General features: G+C 40.0%; 10 protein-coding genes. 2 read left to right on the top strand and 8 right to left on the bottom strand.

The window, feature by feature from the left end; translation table 11 throughout:
• Positions 1-219: 219 nt before the first annotated feature.
• The 5 genes from H3V11_RS00845 to H3V11_RS00825 form a co-directional block, all read right to left on the bottom strand.
• Complete coding sequence (locus tag H3V11_RS00845) at positions 220-687, bottom strand: DUF3592 domain-containing protein (protein WP_198223394.1); 468 nt, start codon at positions 685-687, stop codon at positions 220-222.
• Positions 688-837: 150 nt separating this feature from the next.
• The gene (locus H3V11_RS00840) at positions 838-1035 is read right to left on the bottom strand and encodes a hypothetical protein (RefSeq protein WP_198206882.1); all 198 of its coding nucleotides are present in this window, start codon (positions 1033-1035) and stop codon (positions 838-840) included.
• Positions 1036-1189: 154 nt separating this feature from the next.
• Entirely contained in the window at positions 1190-1639 is a 450-nt protein-coding gene (locus H3V11_RS00835; RefSeq protein ID WP_110414381.1) for a DUF3592 domain-containing protein, read from the bottom strand.
• A 149-nt stretch (positions 1640-1788) separates the two neighbouring features.
• On the bottom strand, positions 1789-5682 hold the full coding sequence (locus H3V11_RS00830; protein WP_198223393.1) for a translocation/assembly module TamB domain-containing protein: 3894 nt from the start codon (positions 5680-5682) through the stop codon (positions 1789-1791).
• Positions 5682-7568, bottom strand: a complete 1887-nt coding sequence (locus H3V11_RS00825) for an autotransporter assembly complex family protein (protein ID WP_232335728.1) — start codon at positions 7566-7568, stop codon at positions 5682-5684. The genes H3V11_RS00830 and H3V11_RS00825 overlap by 1 nt, the downstream gene beginning before the upstream one ends.
• Positions 7569-7861: 293 nt before the next feature.
• Between H3V11_RS00825 and kdsA the strand changes: the two genes are divergently transcribed.
• Positions 7862-8701, top strand: a complete 840-nt coding sequence (gene kdsA, locus H3V11_RS00820; protein WP_096765882.1) for a 3-deoxy-8-phosphooctulonate synthase — start codon at positions 7862-7864, stop codon at positions 8699-8701.
• Between the two features lie 81 nt (positions 8702-8782).
• Here the strand turns inward: kdsA and H3V11_RS00815 are convergent, their stop codons facing one another.
• Positions 8783-9349 carry an adenine phosphoribosyltransferase gene (locus tag H3V11_RS00815; protein ID WP_025331077.1) on the bottom strand — a complete coding sequence of 189 codons (567 nt, stop codon included), beginning with the start codon at positions 9347-9349 and terminating at the stop codon, positions 8783-8785.
• A gap of 195 nt (positions 9350-9544) precedes the next feature.
• Here H3V11_RS00815 and H3V11_RS00810 point away from each other — a divergent pair, with 195 nt between their 5' ends.
• Complete coding sequence (locus H3V11_RS00810) at positions 9545-11755, top strand: bifunctional (p)ppGpp synthetase/guanosine-3',5'-bis(diphosphate) 3'-pyrophosphohydrolase (protein ID WP_084586664.1); 2211 nt, start codon at positions 9545-9547, stop codon at positions 11753-11755.
• Positions 11756-11884: 129 nt separating this feature from the next.
• Here the strand turns inward: H3V11_RS00810 and H3V11_RS00805 are convergent, their stop codons facing one another.
• Both H3V11_RS00805 and uvrC read right to left on the bottom strand, forming a co-directional pair.
• Complete coding sequence (locus H3V11_RS00805) at positions 11885-12661, bottom strand: N-acetylmuramoyl-L-alanine amidase (protein WP_198223392.1); 777 nt, start codon at positions 12659-12661, stop codon at positions 11885-11887.
• Between the two features lie 2432 nt (positions 12662-15093).
• Positions 15094-16953 (bottom strand): excinuclease ABC subunit UvrC, encoded by a 1860-nt coding sequence (gene uvrC / locus H3V11_RS00800; RefSeq protein WP_198223391.1) that lies wholly within the window; start codon positions 16951-16953, stop codon positions 15094-15096.
• Positions 16954-17051: the final 98 nt, after the last annotated feature.

Below are 17051 nucleotides of genomic sequence, written 5' to 3'. Positions count from 1 at the left end.
AGGTTTAAATAATTGCAGATTGTTACTTAATTGGCATTTTCAGTAGACACAGGTGTCAGTAATAATTTTATGTATCTGCTGAAATAATTATTATAAACCTGGAATTATGTCTGATAAAAGTTAAATTGGAATAGATTGGATTTTTTTCAAGAATATAAGCTAATATCTTAAGCTAATATCTTTAGAAAAAAGATTATTTATTTTGTATTAAATTTTTACTTAAAGCTTATGCTTATATTTTCTTTTGGATCTCCAAAAATTTGGACTGGATTTGAATTCCTGATACCCTTGAATTGTAAGAATAATAAAAATAAAGCAAATATATAAATTTATATTAAATTTCTTTTTGCGCAAACTGTTGTCTTTGCGATCGGCAACTTGAGGAGAAAATTTATTATAAATAATTGTAATTTTATCGCCAGGCTTCAAGCTATTTTCGGTTTTGATAGTATTTGTAATATAAGTTTTATTATATTTATCAGTAAATTTGGCTGTTACTAAATAATATTCACGATTTCTATAGACATAGGATTCGCTAGTTACTATCGTAGCTAATGTTTCTTCCCCATGTCTGGCAAGTCCGAAAATAATTTTCGCATCGGAGAAAGTTACAGCCATATATAGTGCGGTAAGAACTACAAGGCTGATATAGCAGGATATTATTATTATTTTGTTTATTTTTTTCATAATAAGGAGCTAATAACAGATATTTATATATAAAATTCATTGTACTAATATAATTTATTTATTTTTACAATTCAAGTAGTATATAAAATGTTCAGAGTATTTTAAACCATGTGCCGGTTGTGAACTCTGAACATTTTTATCAGTGATGACTTAATCGAAACGGCGGGTATAGCGGATTTCACCTCCAGCCGATCTGGTACCTATGCACACAATGCTTTGCAGTGCACTGCTAATCTGATAGATGATGCTGATGATCTGGGTCGCACTTTCAATTCCATACAGATAACAGATATAAAGATTATCAGACAGATGTTTGTCGATTGTGATGACCTGTTCTGCAGGATTCATTAGTAAAGCTGCTCTGTCTCTACTAGGTAACCAAAAACCTACACATTTTGTAATGTGTTCATTCTGTTTCTTTAAAGGAAATAATTATTCAGTAAAAAAGATATTGTTTCTCGTTAGTAAATTCAATACACTATTTTTTTATCTAAAACTGATACTAATATCTTTTTTTAAATTTCCAATAATTTGGATTGAATTTAAATTCCTGATAATAATAAATTGCAGCAATGATAATCATAAAGGAGGCGAATAGTTCTGCAGAAAAATTATTTTTACGGTTATGGTTGCCTTTGATATCGGCTACCTGAGGAGAAAATTTATTATAAATAATTGTAATTTTATCGCCAGGATTTAAGTTTTTATAGGTTTTAATATCATTTTTGATATAGGTTTTATTATAGTTGTCGGTGTATTCTACTGTCAGTATATGGAGGACTATCCCACGTCCTTCGTCTTGGGATTTGGTATCTATTACCGTAGCTAATGTTTCTTTTCCGTGTCTGGCAAGCCCGAAAATAAATTTCGCATCGGATAGAGTTAAACCTATAATCGAAACGCTAAAAACTATGGCAGCCACTGACAAGAGTATTTTTTCTATTTTTTCCATAATAAAATTATTATAACAAATATTTACATATAAAATTAATTAAATAATATAATTTATTTATTTTTATAATTAAAGCAATATATAAAATGTTCAGAGTATTTTAAACCATGTGCAGGTTGTGTACTCTGAACATTTTTATCAGTGATGATTTAATCAAAACGGTGGGTATAGCGGATTTCACCTCCGGCCGATCCGGTACCTACGCGCACAATGCTTTGCAGTGCACGGCTAATCTGATAGGTAATGCTGACGGTCTGGGTCGCACTTTCAATTCCATACAGATAGCTGATATAAAGATTGTTAGACAGATGTTTGCCGATTGTGATGGCCTGTTCTGCAGGATTCATTTCGCCAGTCTGAGTATTTCGGGTTTGCTGGCTGGTAAGGCCGATTTCGTCAAGTAAACCAAGCTTGTCATTCAGGCCTCCGGCAAGCCAGGCACTGGCCGCAGCTGCAATGGCGGCTTCGTCACCGGCGCTGCCGCTACTGGGACGATTGAGTATCAGCCACGATAGTTTGTCTTTTTCACTCATGGCTTCATTGGCTATCAGATTAATACGCGGGCTATCCAGCCGTCCGAGTGCTTCAACACCCGCACCAACTTGTGAATAACGGCGTTTGGCACGTATTTTCAAATTGGGATTATCCATCGGACCTACGAAAGAAATGGTACTCCCATGCTGAATAACCAGATCCTGTCCGTAAGCTTTGTATTGTCCGCGAACAACGTTTACTGTACCAACAATTTGAACCGTGCTGCCCGGATTGGCAGTAGCAGTAAGCTGACCGCCAAGCAGAACGTCAATCCCTTCAGCACTGAAACGGAAAGCATCATTCATGTCTAAATCGAGATTGAGCCGGATAGGTGTAGGGCGTTGCTGTTCTGCTGTCTTTTCGCGACCCAGTACGACAACGTCGTCATCTAACTGTGGCATTCCTGATTTTTGCATACCAAAGAGACCTTTATCGACTTTTAGTTTGCCGTTCAGAACAATTCCGTGTGCAATAGTATACAGTAGCTGAGTATTTCCGCTTATGGTAAGGCGACGGTTTATCTGATCAAAAATATTGTAATGGTCAAAGTGGGCAGTAACGTTAATATCTGGAGTGAGTTTGGTCATATCTACTACGCCACTGAGTTTAATAGTTCCGTCACGGCGCGCAAAACTAAGATTGTCAATTAACCAGCGCCGCCCCTGAAAGTGGCTTTTAAGGTTGCCGTTTTCAAGAATAGTGCCGTTGGCCTGATCTCGGTAGTAAAGGTTATTACCGGTAAGCGTACCATTAAGCAGAGGTTCATTCAGATGTCCGCTGATGCCGGCTTCGGCATGCATATTGCCCTTAAGCTGCATACCAATGGGTAGAAGATTGCGAATAGTGCTCAGATCAGGGCTATCAAGTTTTATACGTCCGCTGATGGGGGCAGTACTGACTTTGCCGTTATTGTCAGGAGTAATAACCAGTGTGGCATCTGTAGTTCCATAACGGGTAATACCACTCAGATGATTATTGATATGACCGTTCTGGAATTGTGCATCCAGACGTACATTTTGTAAGCCAAGTTTCTGCTGATGCTGTGGCAGGGTAATGTCACCGCCCTGCTGGTATAGTTTCAGATAGCCCTGCATGTGGCGACTGTAACTGAAGTTCCAGTCACCACCAATGATCAGGTTTTGCTCAACGGGTAATTCTATGACGTTGTGTAATTCGTGCAAAGCCAGATTGCTGGCTGAACCACGGGTAATCAGACCTTTATTTTTATCCCAGTTCAGATTATTCAGAGTTAAGTTACCGTTCAATGCAGCCCAGCGTGCATTTTGCATGCTGACATGCTCGGTTCCGGCCTCAAGCTGAATAGGATTGAGCAGTTTCAAATTAAGTGCGCCACTTATATCCAGAGCATTAACTCGCCCGCGCCACTGATAATGCTGGTCCAGACCACCATGCGCACTGAGATTAAAATGGTAAGCTTTGCCATCCAGAGTCAGATTACTGCTACCCTGAAGCTGATGCTGGCTGCCGCGGCCATTGATTTTGATGTCGGTACTGTTAATGATCGTGGGTTTTTCGCTGGTGCTGCCGGCGATGCTGATATGATCTGCATTCAGGTTAACCAGTAATGGCTGATTAATATCAGGTGAACCAACAAGTTTAAAATCCAGCTGATTAATGTTAAGTAGTTGAGCAATTTGCAGGTTGCGTGCCGCACCAGTAAGATTTGCTGTAATTTTTTTGGGTTCTCCGGCGATAAAACCTTTGGTGCTGAGTAAACCTTTCATGCCTAATCCGAATAATCCCAGATTGGGTGCATTGATATCAAGATTGAGCTTGTCACCTTTTTTACCAAAACTGCCATTGGTAGCTATCCGGTTCGGGCCGGCATTCAGGTTAATGCTGGCCTGTTCCAGATGCTGATTACGATAGCGGATGACGGCTTTACCTGAAAGAGGTGCACCGGAAAGAATGCTATTATGCCAGAGCATATCTGCCTGAATGGCAGGTTGTTGTGCCAATTGTCCGTTAACGTTGATATGTCCGTTGATACTGCCTGCCGGAAAGTCTGAATTAACTTTGGCGGGATTAAAATTGTTGCTGTTGATGGCCAGCTGGATTGCTTTATTCTGATACAGTGCCAGACTGCCTTTGGCGTTAAAGCTACCCCCGCCATTGGGGGTGATGTTCAGTTTATCGAGTATCAGTGTTTGCTGATGTTTCTGTTCATCAGTAATAATCTGAATCGAACCTTCGCTGTTGCCTTTCTCACTGGACAGAAGCCATTGGGTAATCAGGCCGTTGAAACTACCGGATACACGAATATGACCATTAAGTGAACCGGGTAGTGGTGTAGCCAGAGCATCGCTGGCGTAAATACGTAATAATTGGCTGTTGATATCGAGTTGTCTGGATGCACTATCGATATTTCCGCGGGTGATGATTTGTCCCTGCTGAAGCAGACGTGTGGTTAATGCCGGTAAGATAAGTTTGCCGTTATTATCGATGTTAATGTCACCTTCAATACTGCGTACAGGTAAACCGCCATGTTTAGCATCGTTATAGGCCAGTGGCTGTTCATTCCCTAGCTTAATATGTCCGGCAAGCTGGCTTTTGCCGTTGTTTACGGGTGCCAGATCTAAATTGAGATTGAGATCGGCAAATGGTAAGTTTGCATTAAAAGCAGCCGGATTAATATGGCGGCTTTGAAGATTCAGGCTGATGATTTTATGATTGAGTTGCAGTGCATACGGTCTGATGATGGCATGGGTACGGAAATGAATATTTCCGCCGTCCAGGCGGGCAAATATATCTGGCTGTTGCAGACTGCCTTTGATGAGTGCAGCACTTTCAACCGCAGTTTTATCAAGAGTGCCGCTACCGTTCAGCTGTCCGCTAAGTATAAAGGGTGTCTGAGTAGTAATAGCTGCATTGCCGTGAATGTTCTGCCATGGTGTATTCAGCTCACTGAGAATAAGCTGATGTTTGTGATAGTCAAAAGTGTAGCTGGCCTGGCTGGCAAGTAAAACTGGCGTTTCTTTTTTACCCAGTGTGAATCCACCAAGCTGAATGTTATCAATAATAACTTGTAATGGCACGCTGATGCTGTTGGGTAGGGTAGGAACGGGCTTGGGTTTGGGTACACTATGGTCTGTATAATTAATTTTACCAACATCGAGCAGCCGTACGTGGAAGCGACGTCGCCATAATTCACGATTGTTCCAGTCAAGACGTACTTTATCTATGGATAAGTCAAAATCGCGATGGCTGACGTGAATATCTGTGCCGGAAAACCCGCGCCAGATACTACCAGTCAGATTTTTTGTCTGGATGTGCACACCAAACCATTTCGGGACAGTATGTACACCAAAACGCAGACCGGATTCGGTACCAATCAGCCAGCATAATAGTGCCACAATAATAATAAACAAAGCCAGAAGAGAATACAGACTGGTTTTCAGCCATGATTTCCAGCGTGGTTTACGCGGGGGTACGGAAGGCGGCGTGGCGGGAACTGGTGTTTCGCCTGAGTTGATAGTGGTTTCAGCCATTAGAATTTAGTTCCCAAACTGATAGACCAGCGCCATTTTTCATCATGATGGCCATAGGCTATATCAAAGGCAAACGGGGCAACCGGATTAAACCAGCGTACTCCGAATCCGCTGCCATGACGCCATTGCATGTCGCTGAAGTTTTTCGATACCGAACCGGCATCATGAAAAAGCGCCAGAGAAAAATCCTTATACACTGGAATCTGGTATTCAACACTGGCTACAGCCAGCGTACGGTTAGGTAACACTGAATTATGTGAGCTTTTAATACCGATACTGTCTATTTCATAACCACGTACGCTATTGGCGCCACCGGCACGGAACATCAGCACAGAAGGTACGTTTACTGCATCACCGGTATGTACATAGCCAATCTGGCTGCGTAAAAACCATGTTCCGTATTTTTTGTTTTCAGGGGTGAAATAGTAGCCGCCACTGGCTGTTATTCTTTGCATGGATGCCGATGATATCAGTTTGCCCAGAGTGGTGCCGACCTTACCTTCCAGATAATAACCATTAGCCGGTCGCAGCTGGGTTTCTATGTTCTGACGTTTCCATGAAGCTGTCACCATGGTGGCATAGCTGTGTCCGAGATTAGGTCCGTTTTCAATTTTGCTGCTTTCAGTAACGTATTCAATCCCGATTCGCGAATCAATTCCGTCACGGTCTCGAACTTTCCACATCCCGCTGGATAGAGCGCGGCTTTCCAGATGCTGGACAGTAGAGTAGGTATAGTTAAGATTGCTGGTCCAGTAGTGACCGCGATTGTCACGCGGCTGGCTCAGACCTAAACCGAAAGTAGTTTCATAGCGGTCTGTATCCAGCAAGGTTGAACCGACAAAACCTTTATGAAAAACATTATAGTGGTCATACCCACCACGAAAACCCGGACCGTTTTTGGTGTCATAACGTAAACCAAAGGTCAGCTTCTGGCGGCGCATTTCACTGATTTTCACCAGAACCGGCACCTGATTATTTTCCATATGGTCGAAATCTGCACTGACTACGGCATTACCATAATGGCTGTCCTGTTCCAGTGCCTGCTGATAGTCCAGAAGTTTGTCCAGATCATAGGGAGAGCCAGAAGCAAAACCGGCCATACCGGTGACGATTGAAACAGGATATCGTTCATTTCCGCTAACGTGAATATCACCAAAGTATACAGCCTGCTTACTGTCAATTGTGAGGGACAGATCCGCCTTATTTTTTTGCGGATCAATAGCCGCACGGCTGGCGCTAATGGTTGCCAGCGGGTATTTTTTGCGCACAATAGCGCTGAGGACAGAAGATTTACTTGCAGACCAGTTACTCTGAGTAAACGGGTCACCTACAGGCAGCACCCAGTTATCAATAGCAGTTTTGTAATAGTTGGTCAGATTATCATCACTGGTTACATCACCAATCAGAGAAACGTCGACATTTTCAATACGGGTCAGCGGGCCGGGCTTTATATGGATAATGTAACTATTACTTTGTTTCTCCAGATTAACTTCAGCATTAAAGTATCCCTGAGTTTCCAGCATGGTTTGTGTTTGCTGAGGTGCTTCTTCTGCCAGGAAACTGAGCTGCTCATCGTCCAGATCTTCAATCAATTGTTGAGTAATCAGGGGCAGGTGATCATTAATCAGTTTTTTTAAGGCTGAACTATTAATATCTATGATAACAGGAACACGCGGATTCTTGGGTGTCTGAGGCTGTTGTTGTGAGTCGTTATGCTCGCGTCCGTGCAACAATCTGTGCAAGAAACCGGCTTTGGGAGGCGGAATATTGTCATCTGTGTCATCGCTGTCTGCTGGCAGGCCTACAGCCCACACCATGGAGGTAAGGGAAGACAGCAACATACTTAAAAGCAGCCATTGCAAGCGCTTCTGCGTGAAATATACCAAAATCAGTCCTGTTTCAGAAAGTTAAAACATATGTCAGTTTTTGCAGTCTGTTTATGTCTGCTATTGTAGCGTGAAACTGAAATTTCATCCTATGCCTTGAATGACACAGATATTCTATATTAATGTACAAACAAATTTAAAGTCATGATAACAGGTTTAGTGAAATGTTAAATCATCAAAGCTGTTTACTGACTTGGACGAATGTCTGACATTTTTGTAGAATAAATAATTTAGGTTAATATGGATTGTGTTATCCATTCACCCGAATTTACTGAGGATTAATTGTGGCCGGAATTATTCGTGTAGGCAATATTGAAGTAGCCAACCATTTACCGTTTGTACTGTTTGGTGGTCTGAATGTACTGGAAAATCTGGATTTAACAATGCGCACATGTGCACATTATGCAGAGGTTACCCGTAAACTGGGCATTCCGCTGGTTTTTAAGGCCTCATTCGATAAAGCCAACCGCTCTTCCATTCATTCCTATCGCGGAGTAGGGCTGGAAGAGGGAATGAAAATTTTTGCTGCGGTTAAACAGGAATTCGGTGTGCCGGTAATTACCGATGTGCATGAACCGTATCAGGCTGCGCCAGTAGCAGAGGTTGCCGATGTATTACAGTTGCCGGCGTTTTTAGCCCGTCAAACTGATTTAGTGGTGGCACTGGCACAAACCGGTAAAGTAATTAATATCAAAAAACCTCAGTTCCTAAGCCCGCACCAGATGAAGAATATTGTTGAAAAGTTTTATGAAGCCGGCAATCAGCAGCTTATTCTGTGTGAGCGTGGCAGCAGCTTTGGTTATGATAATCTGGTAGTTGATATGCTGGGTTTTGGGGTGATGAAAAAAGTTTGTGCTGATTTACCGGTTATTTTTGATGTAACCCATGCATTGCAGCAACGTCAGGCTGATGCTGCAGCTTCAGGCGGGCGTCGCAGTCAGGTACTGGATCTGGCATTAGCCGGTATGGCTACCCGGCTGGCCGGTTTATTTCTTGAATCACATCCTGATCCGGATAAGGCACGTTGCGATGGTCCCAGCGCTTTACCTTTGGATTTGCTCGAACCATTTCTTGCTCAGGTTAAAGCTGTGGATGAGCTGGTAAAAACCATGCCGGTACTGGATATTAATTAAATAAGTATGTTCTTGCATAAAAAAGCAGAGCGTTTTGCTCTGCTTTTTTATTTATCAGGTAAAAATTCAACCAGAAGGATTTTATTGCTCAACAGAACCGGAATTCTGGTACAGCGTAAATAATGGTACTCCTTCATCTCGAATTTTTTTGCCGCCGGGCAAATCAGTAAATTCGATAATTGCAGCTGCCTCTACTACTTCAGCACCCAGTTTACGAATCAGTTTTACACCGGCATTCATCGTACCTCCGGTGGCAACCAGATCATCTACCAGCAGCACACGAGTACCCGGTTTTACCGCATCAGTGTGCATTTCGATGGTTGCATGTCCGTATTCCAGTTCGTAACTTTCCGCAATAGTAGTAAAAGGAAGCTTGCCTTTTTTACGGATAGGAACAAAACCGACATTCAGCTGATAGGCAAGAGCAGCACCGATAATAAAACCGCGTGCATCCAGACCGGCTACAACATCAATTTTCTGATCCATATACCGGTAAACCATTAAATCTACCAGCAGACGGAAGTACTGCGGGCTTTGTAATACCGGAGTAATGTCGTGAAATAAAATTCCTTCCTGCGGCCAGTTCGGAATTTTGCGAATTTTTTCGGCCAGCGCGTCAACACCTATGACTTCGGGATGAGTCTGCATTATAAATCCTTTAAAAATAAAGACTATATGCGAAAGCTATAAACGCGGGACGAGCGAAGTTATTTGCATATAGTGTATGCGAAAGTTGCGCATAATAGCACTATTCCTGTTTTTCTACAGCCTAATATGAAGCATAAAATGGTCTGTTTTGGTAAAATGGTCGCCATAATTTACACAAATCAACAGGTTGATAACATGGTTAGCACGCCTGATCAAGCTCTTGTCACCAATCCATGCTTACCGTGTGTCTGGTTAGATGATTATATTGCCACCTTACCAGCGGCGATGGGAGTAATGCTCCGGCATGCCCAGAGTTTGGTAAATAACAGCTATCCGAAAGACGCGGTAACCTTTGCCGGTGAAGATCTGTATATCAATTTAATGGCTGCTGCTAAATCGGTAGCAGATATGGATTTGATGGCCGATGCTGTTGCCGCCACAATGCTGAGCTGTCTGCCCAATTATGTCACTGACTGGAAAAATATTGTCAAAGAAGAATGTGGTGACAGTGTAATGCAGCTGGTTGCTGGTTTGTATCAGGTACAGAAGCTTACTTATTTTGTCAGCATCAGCCCTCTGGCTACACAGGAGGAACGGCAGCAGCAGGCTGAAGCAATGCGACAGATGTTACTGGCGATGGTATCGGATATCCGGGTCGTACTGATTAAACTGGCTATGCGCGCCCAGACCATGAGCTACCTGAGTAAAGTCACCGACGAAAAATTAAAAAAAGACGTAGCTAAAGAAACCATGACAGTTTTTGCCCCTCTGGCAAATCGTCTGGGTGTATGGCAGCTGAAATGGCAGCTTGAGGATTTAAGTTTTCGTTATCAGAATCCGGATGAATATAAGAAAATTGCCCGTCTGCTGGATGAAAAGCGTACTGAGCGTCTGGACTATATTGAACATTTTGTTGATACCCTCAGACAGCAACTGAGCCGCCTGAATATGCATTTTGAAGTGGCCGGACGACCAAAGCATATCTATTCCATTTACCGTAAAATGGTAAAAAAGAAACTGAGCTTTGATGGTTTGTATGATATACGGGCAGTACGCATTCTGGTGGATACAGTAGCAGACTGTTATGCCACTCTGGGGATCGTGCACAGCTTATGGCAGCCTATACCGGGTGAATTTGATGATTATATTGCTCATCCTAAACCCAATGATTATCAAAGTTTGCATACTGTTGTCGTCGGACCTGAAGACAAAGGCGTGGAAATCCAGATTCGAACTTTTGATATGCATCGTTATGCAGAGTTTGGGGTGGCCGCTCACTGGCGCTATAAAGAGGGTGGCAAGGGTAATGAAGCCTATGAACATAAAATAGCATGGTTACGTCAGTTGCTCGACTGGCGCGAAAATATCGCCGAAAACGATAGTAGCCGTGAAGATCTGTCACGTGCTTTCCAGACAGAACTGTTTAACGACACTATTTATGTTCTGTCTCCGCATGGCAAGGTATTCTCTTTACCAGCTGGTGCCACACCGATTGATTTTGCCTATGCATTACATACAGATATTGGCAACCGTTGTCGCGGTGCCAAAGTAGACGGACAGATTGTTCCGTTATCCACACCATTGGAGAATGGTCAGCGGGTTGAAATTATTACTGCACGCGAAGGTAAACCGTCAGTTAACTGGCTGCATGATGGCTGGGTGAAAAGTAATAAAGCCATTAGTAAGATTCGTGCGTTTATCCGGCAGCAGAACGGTGAATCCATACGGGAATCAGGACGTGCTGCGCTGGAAAAACAGTTAGTAAAAATGCAGGTACAGCCAAATATTCATAAGCTGGCTGAAGCTCTGGGATTTTCCAGTGCAGATGATTTTTATCTGTCTATGGGGCATGGAGAAGTTTCCGGCCGCATGATTCAGAAAGCAGTCGATACTTTACTGGAAAAACCGGAAGCACCGGTAACAGAAAACCATTTAGTCAAACGCAGTAAAATTAAGAAAAATTTTGGTGGTGTTCTCGTTGATGGTGAGGCTGGTTTATTTACGACACTGGCTAAATGCTGTAAACCGGCATTCGGAGACAAAATTATTGGTTTTGTAACACGGGAACGTGGTATCTCAATCCATCGCAGCAATTGTTCTTCGTTTCAATATCTGGCTCAGATTTCTCCGGATAAAGTATTACCTGCATCCTGGGCAAGTGATTCAGCCGGGCAGGTTTTTGCTATTGATATCGAAATTCGTGCCAGAGACCGCAGTGGATTATTACGCGATATTTCTGAAACACTGGCACGCAACCGGCTTAATGTTACTGCGGTACAGACGTTATCACGTGATATGGAAGCTCAGTTGCGATTTACTGTTGAAGTACAACAGGTAAATGATTTACCCCGGGTACTTAGCCATTTGAGCGATGTTAAAGGTGTACTCTCAGTAACCCGTTTATAAGCAATTGCTATCCGCTGCGGATAAATTATCAGCTTATTTATCATTTATCTGAACAAGCCACGGACTTTGTACCTATGTTCGTGGCTTGTTCAAACTGCTTAATATCTATTTCTTTTAAGTAAGAGAGTTTTATGCCTCCGGAAAATATTTTTCAATTAAAGCGTATAAGATAGCAACCGTTTCGCAATCCACTCTTCCGCTATAGTCTGTCGGACGGAAATGCAGTTGAAAAGCACGTATCAGTTTGCTGAATTGTTCAGCATCAGCGTCAGCACCGGTGATATCGTAACCATAACGATTTAATTGCTTTAAAATGGTTGCATTATCAGGTATCCCTTGCTTTGTGAATTGGATTAGATAATTTAATTTGGTTTTTGTATCAAACCAGGCGCCAATTCCAGCTTTGTACAGTTCTTTCCATGGAAAGGCCGCACCCGGATCACTTTTGCGTTGTGGTGCGATATCTGAATGGCCGATAACATGAGTTGGCGTAATGTCCGGATAACGCTGGAGAATATTCAGAGCTAGTTGTTTGAGCGCTTTAATCTGATTTACTCCATAGGATGGAAAAGTAAATATACCGTTATTATCGGTAGCCAGATTAACAACTTCTATACCTATGGAAGTATCATTCAGATTACTACGACCTTGCCAGCTACTGATACCTGCATGCCAAGCCCGGTCTGTTTCTGCCACCAGATTAAAAATACGCAGCTCTTTAAAGCCGGCTGCCTGATAGCTTGCTTCTGCTTCATCTGGAATCAGATAATGAATACTCGTATTTGGACCGGTGAGTGATTTGATCGAATCAGCAAAATTTTCAGCAGTATAATGCAATATTAAAAAACGTACGCGCTGATTAAAACCGTTTATAGAGCGATAGCTATTGTAGTCAATATTATACATATTATTTTCTCCTTTTATATGCTTTTAAGATTTTTTATAATTTAAATTAATAACCTAAGCTAAAGAAGTTAGGTAAATAAATTATATAGTTTATTTTTTATTAAGCAATACTTTATTCATGAAAATAATAGTTTAATTATAATATTTTAAATGAAAATTTTTAATTATTATAAAGATATAAATATTTTGTTATTTATTCTGTATTAATTTATTTAAAATCTCTTATCCCGGTTAAGAAAGAGAAAGATAATTGAATTATTTTAGCGAGAAGTAAAATAAAAAAACGAATAAAGATACACAAGCAGAAAATTTCACCTGAAATGAAAACAAGTTGTATAAGTTGTGAAGATTCTATAAAAAATAATATACCGTTAATAAAAAACAAAAAGAGGCAGTTTATCAGAGATAATCCGGAGCTGCTAAGTAAAGAAATAAATGAAAAGGATTCACTATTTTCAATATTAAAAAAAATATATTTTACAGGTTTCATAGTAGAAACAGATATAATCAATATAAAAGTTAAAAAATTAATTCCGAGCAGAATTAAGTTTAATTTTCCGATTCCAAGCAAAAGCTTGAATTGGTAAGTATAATCACCAATAGAATAGTAAAATCCAATCATGCAGATTATAACTAATGAGTAACTAGTTAAAAACATAAATAAATCTTCGGATACAAGTCTATAAGAAGAAATCTGAACATTTTTTTCTGCCCGTAAAAAATATTTTATGATTTTTATATTTATTAGTATAAAAAAACTGACTGCCCAGCAATATAAAATGAAATATATCATTAAACCATAAATAGTGTACGCTAAATCTCTGTCGATACCTAATAAATAAACAACAAAGTGAAATAGCAAAATTAAACCAATGTTAAGTGCTAATTTAAAAAATAAAGATTTAAAAGAAGATGATTGATTTTTGCTGTTGCGAATGAAAATAGTTTTAGTCGTTTTGAACAAAAAAAAGAAGTATAAAAAGAGAATGAAAGTTATTTCCATCAGACCCAAAACTGACTCTCGTGTAAAAAATTCATTAATATCTCTAAAACCAGTAAGGAGTTGGAGTATAATGAAAAAAACTATTGTAAATATTAAATAGTTAATTAAAAATCTGATCAATTTTCTGAGATTTAAGTAATGCTGAATCATATTTAAATTTTATTGTCAATAAAAATTATTTTATTATATATAAATTTTTTAAATTAAATATATTTAAATGTTGTGGTTTGATTTAAATCATATATACAATTGATCATTATATTGATGAGTCAGTTATCATAATTGCCTTAAATTACAGCGACTGGAAAATAATATTATCTGCTGCTGAACTCATTAAAATATTCAGATTTATCACTAGCTGTTTGTATATTATGAATGACTGTTTAAAAATTAATTCTGGCTCGGGCTATTACATTTCTGATTAAAATGCTGCATTTGGTGCTGATGTTATAAATAATTGAGTACGGAATAAATATATTGATTCATAATTAAATATAAAATGATATGAGTCATTATGTTTATTTTACAGTAAGTATTGAGTAAGGTTTATATACTTTTTTACCAAATTAATTAGTTAATATTTTTATCATTAAGCTGAACGTAAGAAAAGCCATTTGATTATTTTGGCGAAAAATAAAATTAAAAAACAGATAAAGATACAAAAAGAACAGCAGAGAATATTTAACTAAAACAATATCTGTTTGATTATAATAGGCACTTAATAATCTATAACCCAAAATACTGATAAAAAAGGTAATAAGAAATAGTGTGAAATTAAACAGTAAAAATTTAAATGAAAGTGATTGTTTATTTTCAGTCCGGGAAAAATTGCTTTTAAAGCTTTAATAACTATAGAAAATAAAAAAATTAATCAGTGCTATTAAACCTAAAAAGAAACTTGCGCCTGATCGTTCACATTCATCATAAAAATAAAATTACTCCAACTGAACACAGTATAAATATGAAATAGCTGACAAATAATATTAAATAATTTCTAGATAATTTTTTATGCAAAGAAATTTGAACTATTTCCGTTTTTTTTATTATTTCATTTAACAAATTCAAAGATAATTATATTTATGTATTCTTTTTAATGTAAAGAAAAACAAATATTTTAGTTGGATTCTGGGTAAAATTTTCTGTCTTCTGTACGCTGGTAACACTGGTAACATTACCGGAAATTATTAATAATATCCGGTATCTCTGGTTTCCAGTCATCAGTATGTAGTCTAATGAAGAGATAAATATTATTTTGACAAATTTCTGAAAATACCCGGTATTATCTAAAGATGATATTTAACATAGGTAGCAATGTTTCAGGCATTCCATAATTGTATATTCAGTATTGTAAATAAAATTTCTGGATATTCCGGTATTGTTTATTGGTAATATTAATAAATCTGATAATAATCAGATTAATATATTTGTACTAATGTAAAGCATCATATATCTTTTCGGCCAGAGCAAGGCTAATACCTTCCGTCTGACTCAGATCATGCACACTGGCAGCAACCACGCCGCGCAAACCGCCAAAACGGGTTAATAGTGCCTGACGCCTTTTGCTGCCAATACCCGGTATGTCGTTGAGTGAAGAAGTGACTCTTGCTTTGGCACGTTTCTGCCGATGGCCGGTAATGGCAAAGCGGTGAGATTCATCCCGGACAGTCTGTAACAAATGCAGAGCTGGATTGTGCGGTTCTACCCTGATATTGCGCTGCTGATGCGGAATAATCAGCTCTTCCAGTCCGGCTTTACGTTCCGGACCTTTGGCAATGCCGACTATCGGAATATGAATACCCAGTTCCTGCCATACATCCAGAGCCATATGTACCTGACCTTTGCCTCCGTCTATGAGCACCAGATCCGGCCACGCACCGATACTGTCATCATTATCTGCCAGTCGTCCGTAGCGACGGGTTAATACTTCGCGCATGGCGGCATAATCATCACAGGCCTTTGCGGTTGTAATATTATAGCGACGATATTTAGCAGGCTGCATGGCTTCATCTTCATATACGACACATGAAGCAATAGTAGCCTCGCCCTGAGTATGGCTGATATCAAAACATTCAATCCGGTTGAGATTTTCTGCATCCATATCAAGCAGTTGAGCCAGTGCTTCAATCCTGTGTTGCTGGCTATGCTGCTGTAAACGATGCTGTTCAATCGCCATATGTGCATTGCGTTCCGCCATATTCAGCCATACGCGCCGTTCACCTACAGTTTTATGAATAAACTGAATCTGTTTACCGTTTTCGTTATTCAGTGCTTCACACAGACTTTTGGGCAGTTGAAAATTACTGATGATTATATCCGGCTTATTTTTACCCAGATAGTGTTGTGCAACAAATGCCTCTCCATAGTGATTGAGTTTTTCAGTAACACGGTAGCGGGTATCTGGAAAAAAGTTTTTATCCCCGACATGCCGGCCGCCGCGAATGCTAACCCAGTGAATACATACAATATCATTTTCTTCAGCCAACGCAAGGATATCAATGTCATTGTGACGAGCCTGTTTGCTGTCGATAAATTGCTGAGACTGCATTAGTCCCAGTGCCTGAATCTGATCTCGCACCTGTGCTGCCGTTTCAAAATCCAGCTGTTCAGCAGCATGTTGCATTTTGGTATGCAAAGAAGCAGTCAGCTCACTGGTTTTTCCGTGCAGAAAGCTGATCGCAGCTTTAACACTGCTCTGATAATCTTCAACTGTGATATGCCCTGTACATGGCCCAGAACAACGCTTAATCTGGTAAAGCAGGCAGGCACGGTCGCGATGTTCAAATACACTATCTTCACAAGTACGCAGTCTGAATACTTTCTGTAATGTCTGGATGCTATTACGTACCGCATAGCCATTAGGATAAGGACCGAAATACTGGTTATTTTTTTTCAGATTGCCACGGTAATACGCCATTTGCGGGAACTGATGCCCACTCAGCATCAGATAAGGATAGCTTTTATCATCCCGGAACAGAATATTGTATTTCGGCGATAATGCCTTGATAAAGTTATTTTCCAGAATCAATGCTTCTGTTTCTGAATGAGTGGCTGTAATTTCAATTCGCGCCACTTGTTTCACCATAAGCTGAATCCGGGGCGATAAATTGGTTTTCTGAAAGTAGCTGCTGACACGACGTTTCAGATTCACTGCTTTGCCCACATATAATACTTTATCATTTGCATCGAGCATGCGGTATACCCCCGGCACTAAAGGCAGATTTTTAAGAAACAGGGCTATATCAAATTTACTGTCAGTATTGCTGGATGATGTGGCTGTGGTATTGGTCATAGTAATGGTATATCTGGTTAACAACTATGTATGCAGCCATAAAAAAGTCCATAAGCTGCGTAAACAACTTATGGATAAGGAGTAAAATAGTCAAGAGT

The sequence above is a fragment of the Snodgrassella sp. W8158 genome (assembly GCF_016100435.1).
Lineage (GTDB): Bacteria > Pseudomonadota > Gammaproteobacteria > Burkholderiales > Neisseriaceae > Snodgrassella > Snodgrassella alvi.
The sequence above is the reverse complement of the archived record's forward strand: the minus strand, read 5'-3'. Positions and strand labels throughout refer to the sequence as shown.

Excerpts from the sequence above, each read along its gene's own strand:
- H3V11_RS00835 (WP_110414381.1), bottom strand. The coding sequence starts at position 1,639 with ATGGAAAAAATAGAAAAAATACTCTTGTCAGTGGCTGCCATAGTTTTT.
- H3V11_RS00840 (WP_198206882.1), bottom strand. The coding sequence starts at position 1,035 with ATGAATCCTGCAGAACAGGTCATCACAATCGACAAACATCTGTCTGAT.
- H3V11_RS00815 (WP_025331077.1), bottom strand. The coding sequence starts at position 9,349 with ATGCAGACTCATCCCGAAGTCATAGGTGTTGACGCGCTGGCCGAAAAA.
- uvrC (WP_198223391.1), bottom strand. The coding sequence starts at position 16,953 with ATGACCAATACCACAGCCACATCATCCAGCAATACTGACAGTAAATTT.
- H3V11_RS00845 (WP_198223394.1), bottom strand. The coding sequence starts at position 687 with ATGAAAAAAATAAACAAAATAATAATAATATCCTGCTATATCAGCCTT.
- H3V11_RS00830 (WP_198223393.1), bottom strand. The coding sequence starts at position 5,682 with ATGGCTGAAACCACTATCAACTCAGGCGAAACACCAGTTCCCGCCACG.
- H3V11_RS00805 (WP_198223392.1), bottom strand. The coding sequence starts at position 12,661 with ATGTATAATATTGACTACAATAGCTATCGCTCTATAAACGGTTTTAAT.
- H3V11_RS00810 (WP_084586664.1), top strand. The coding sequence starts at position 9,545 with ATGGTTAGCACGCCTGATCAAGCTCTTGTCACCAATCCATGCTTACCG.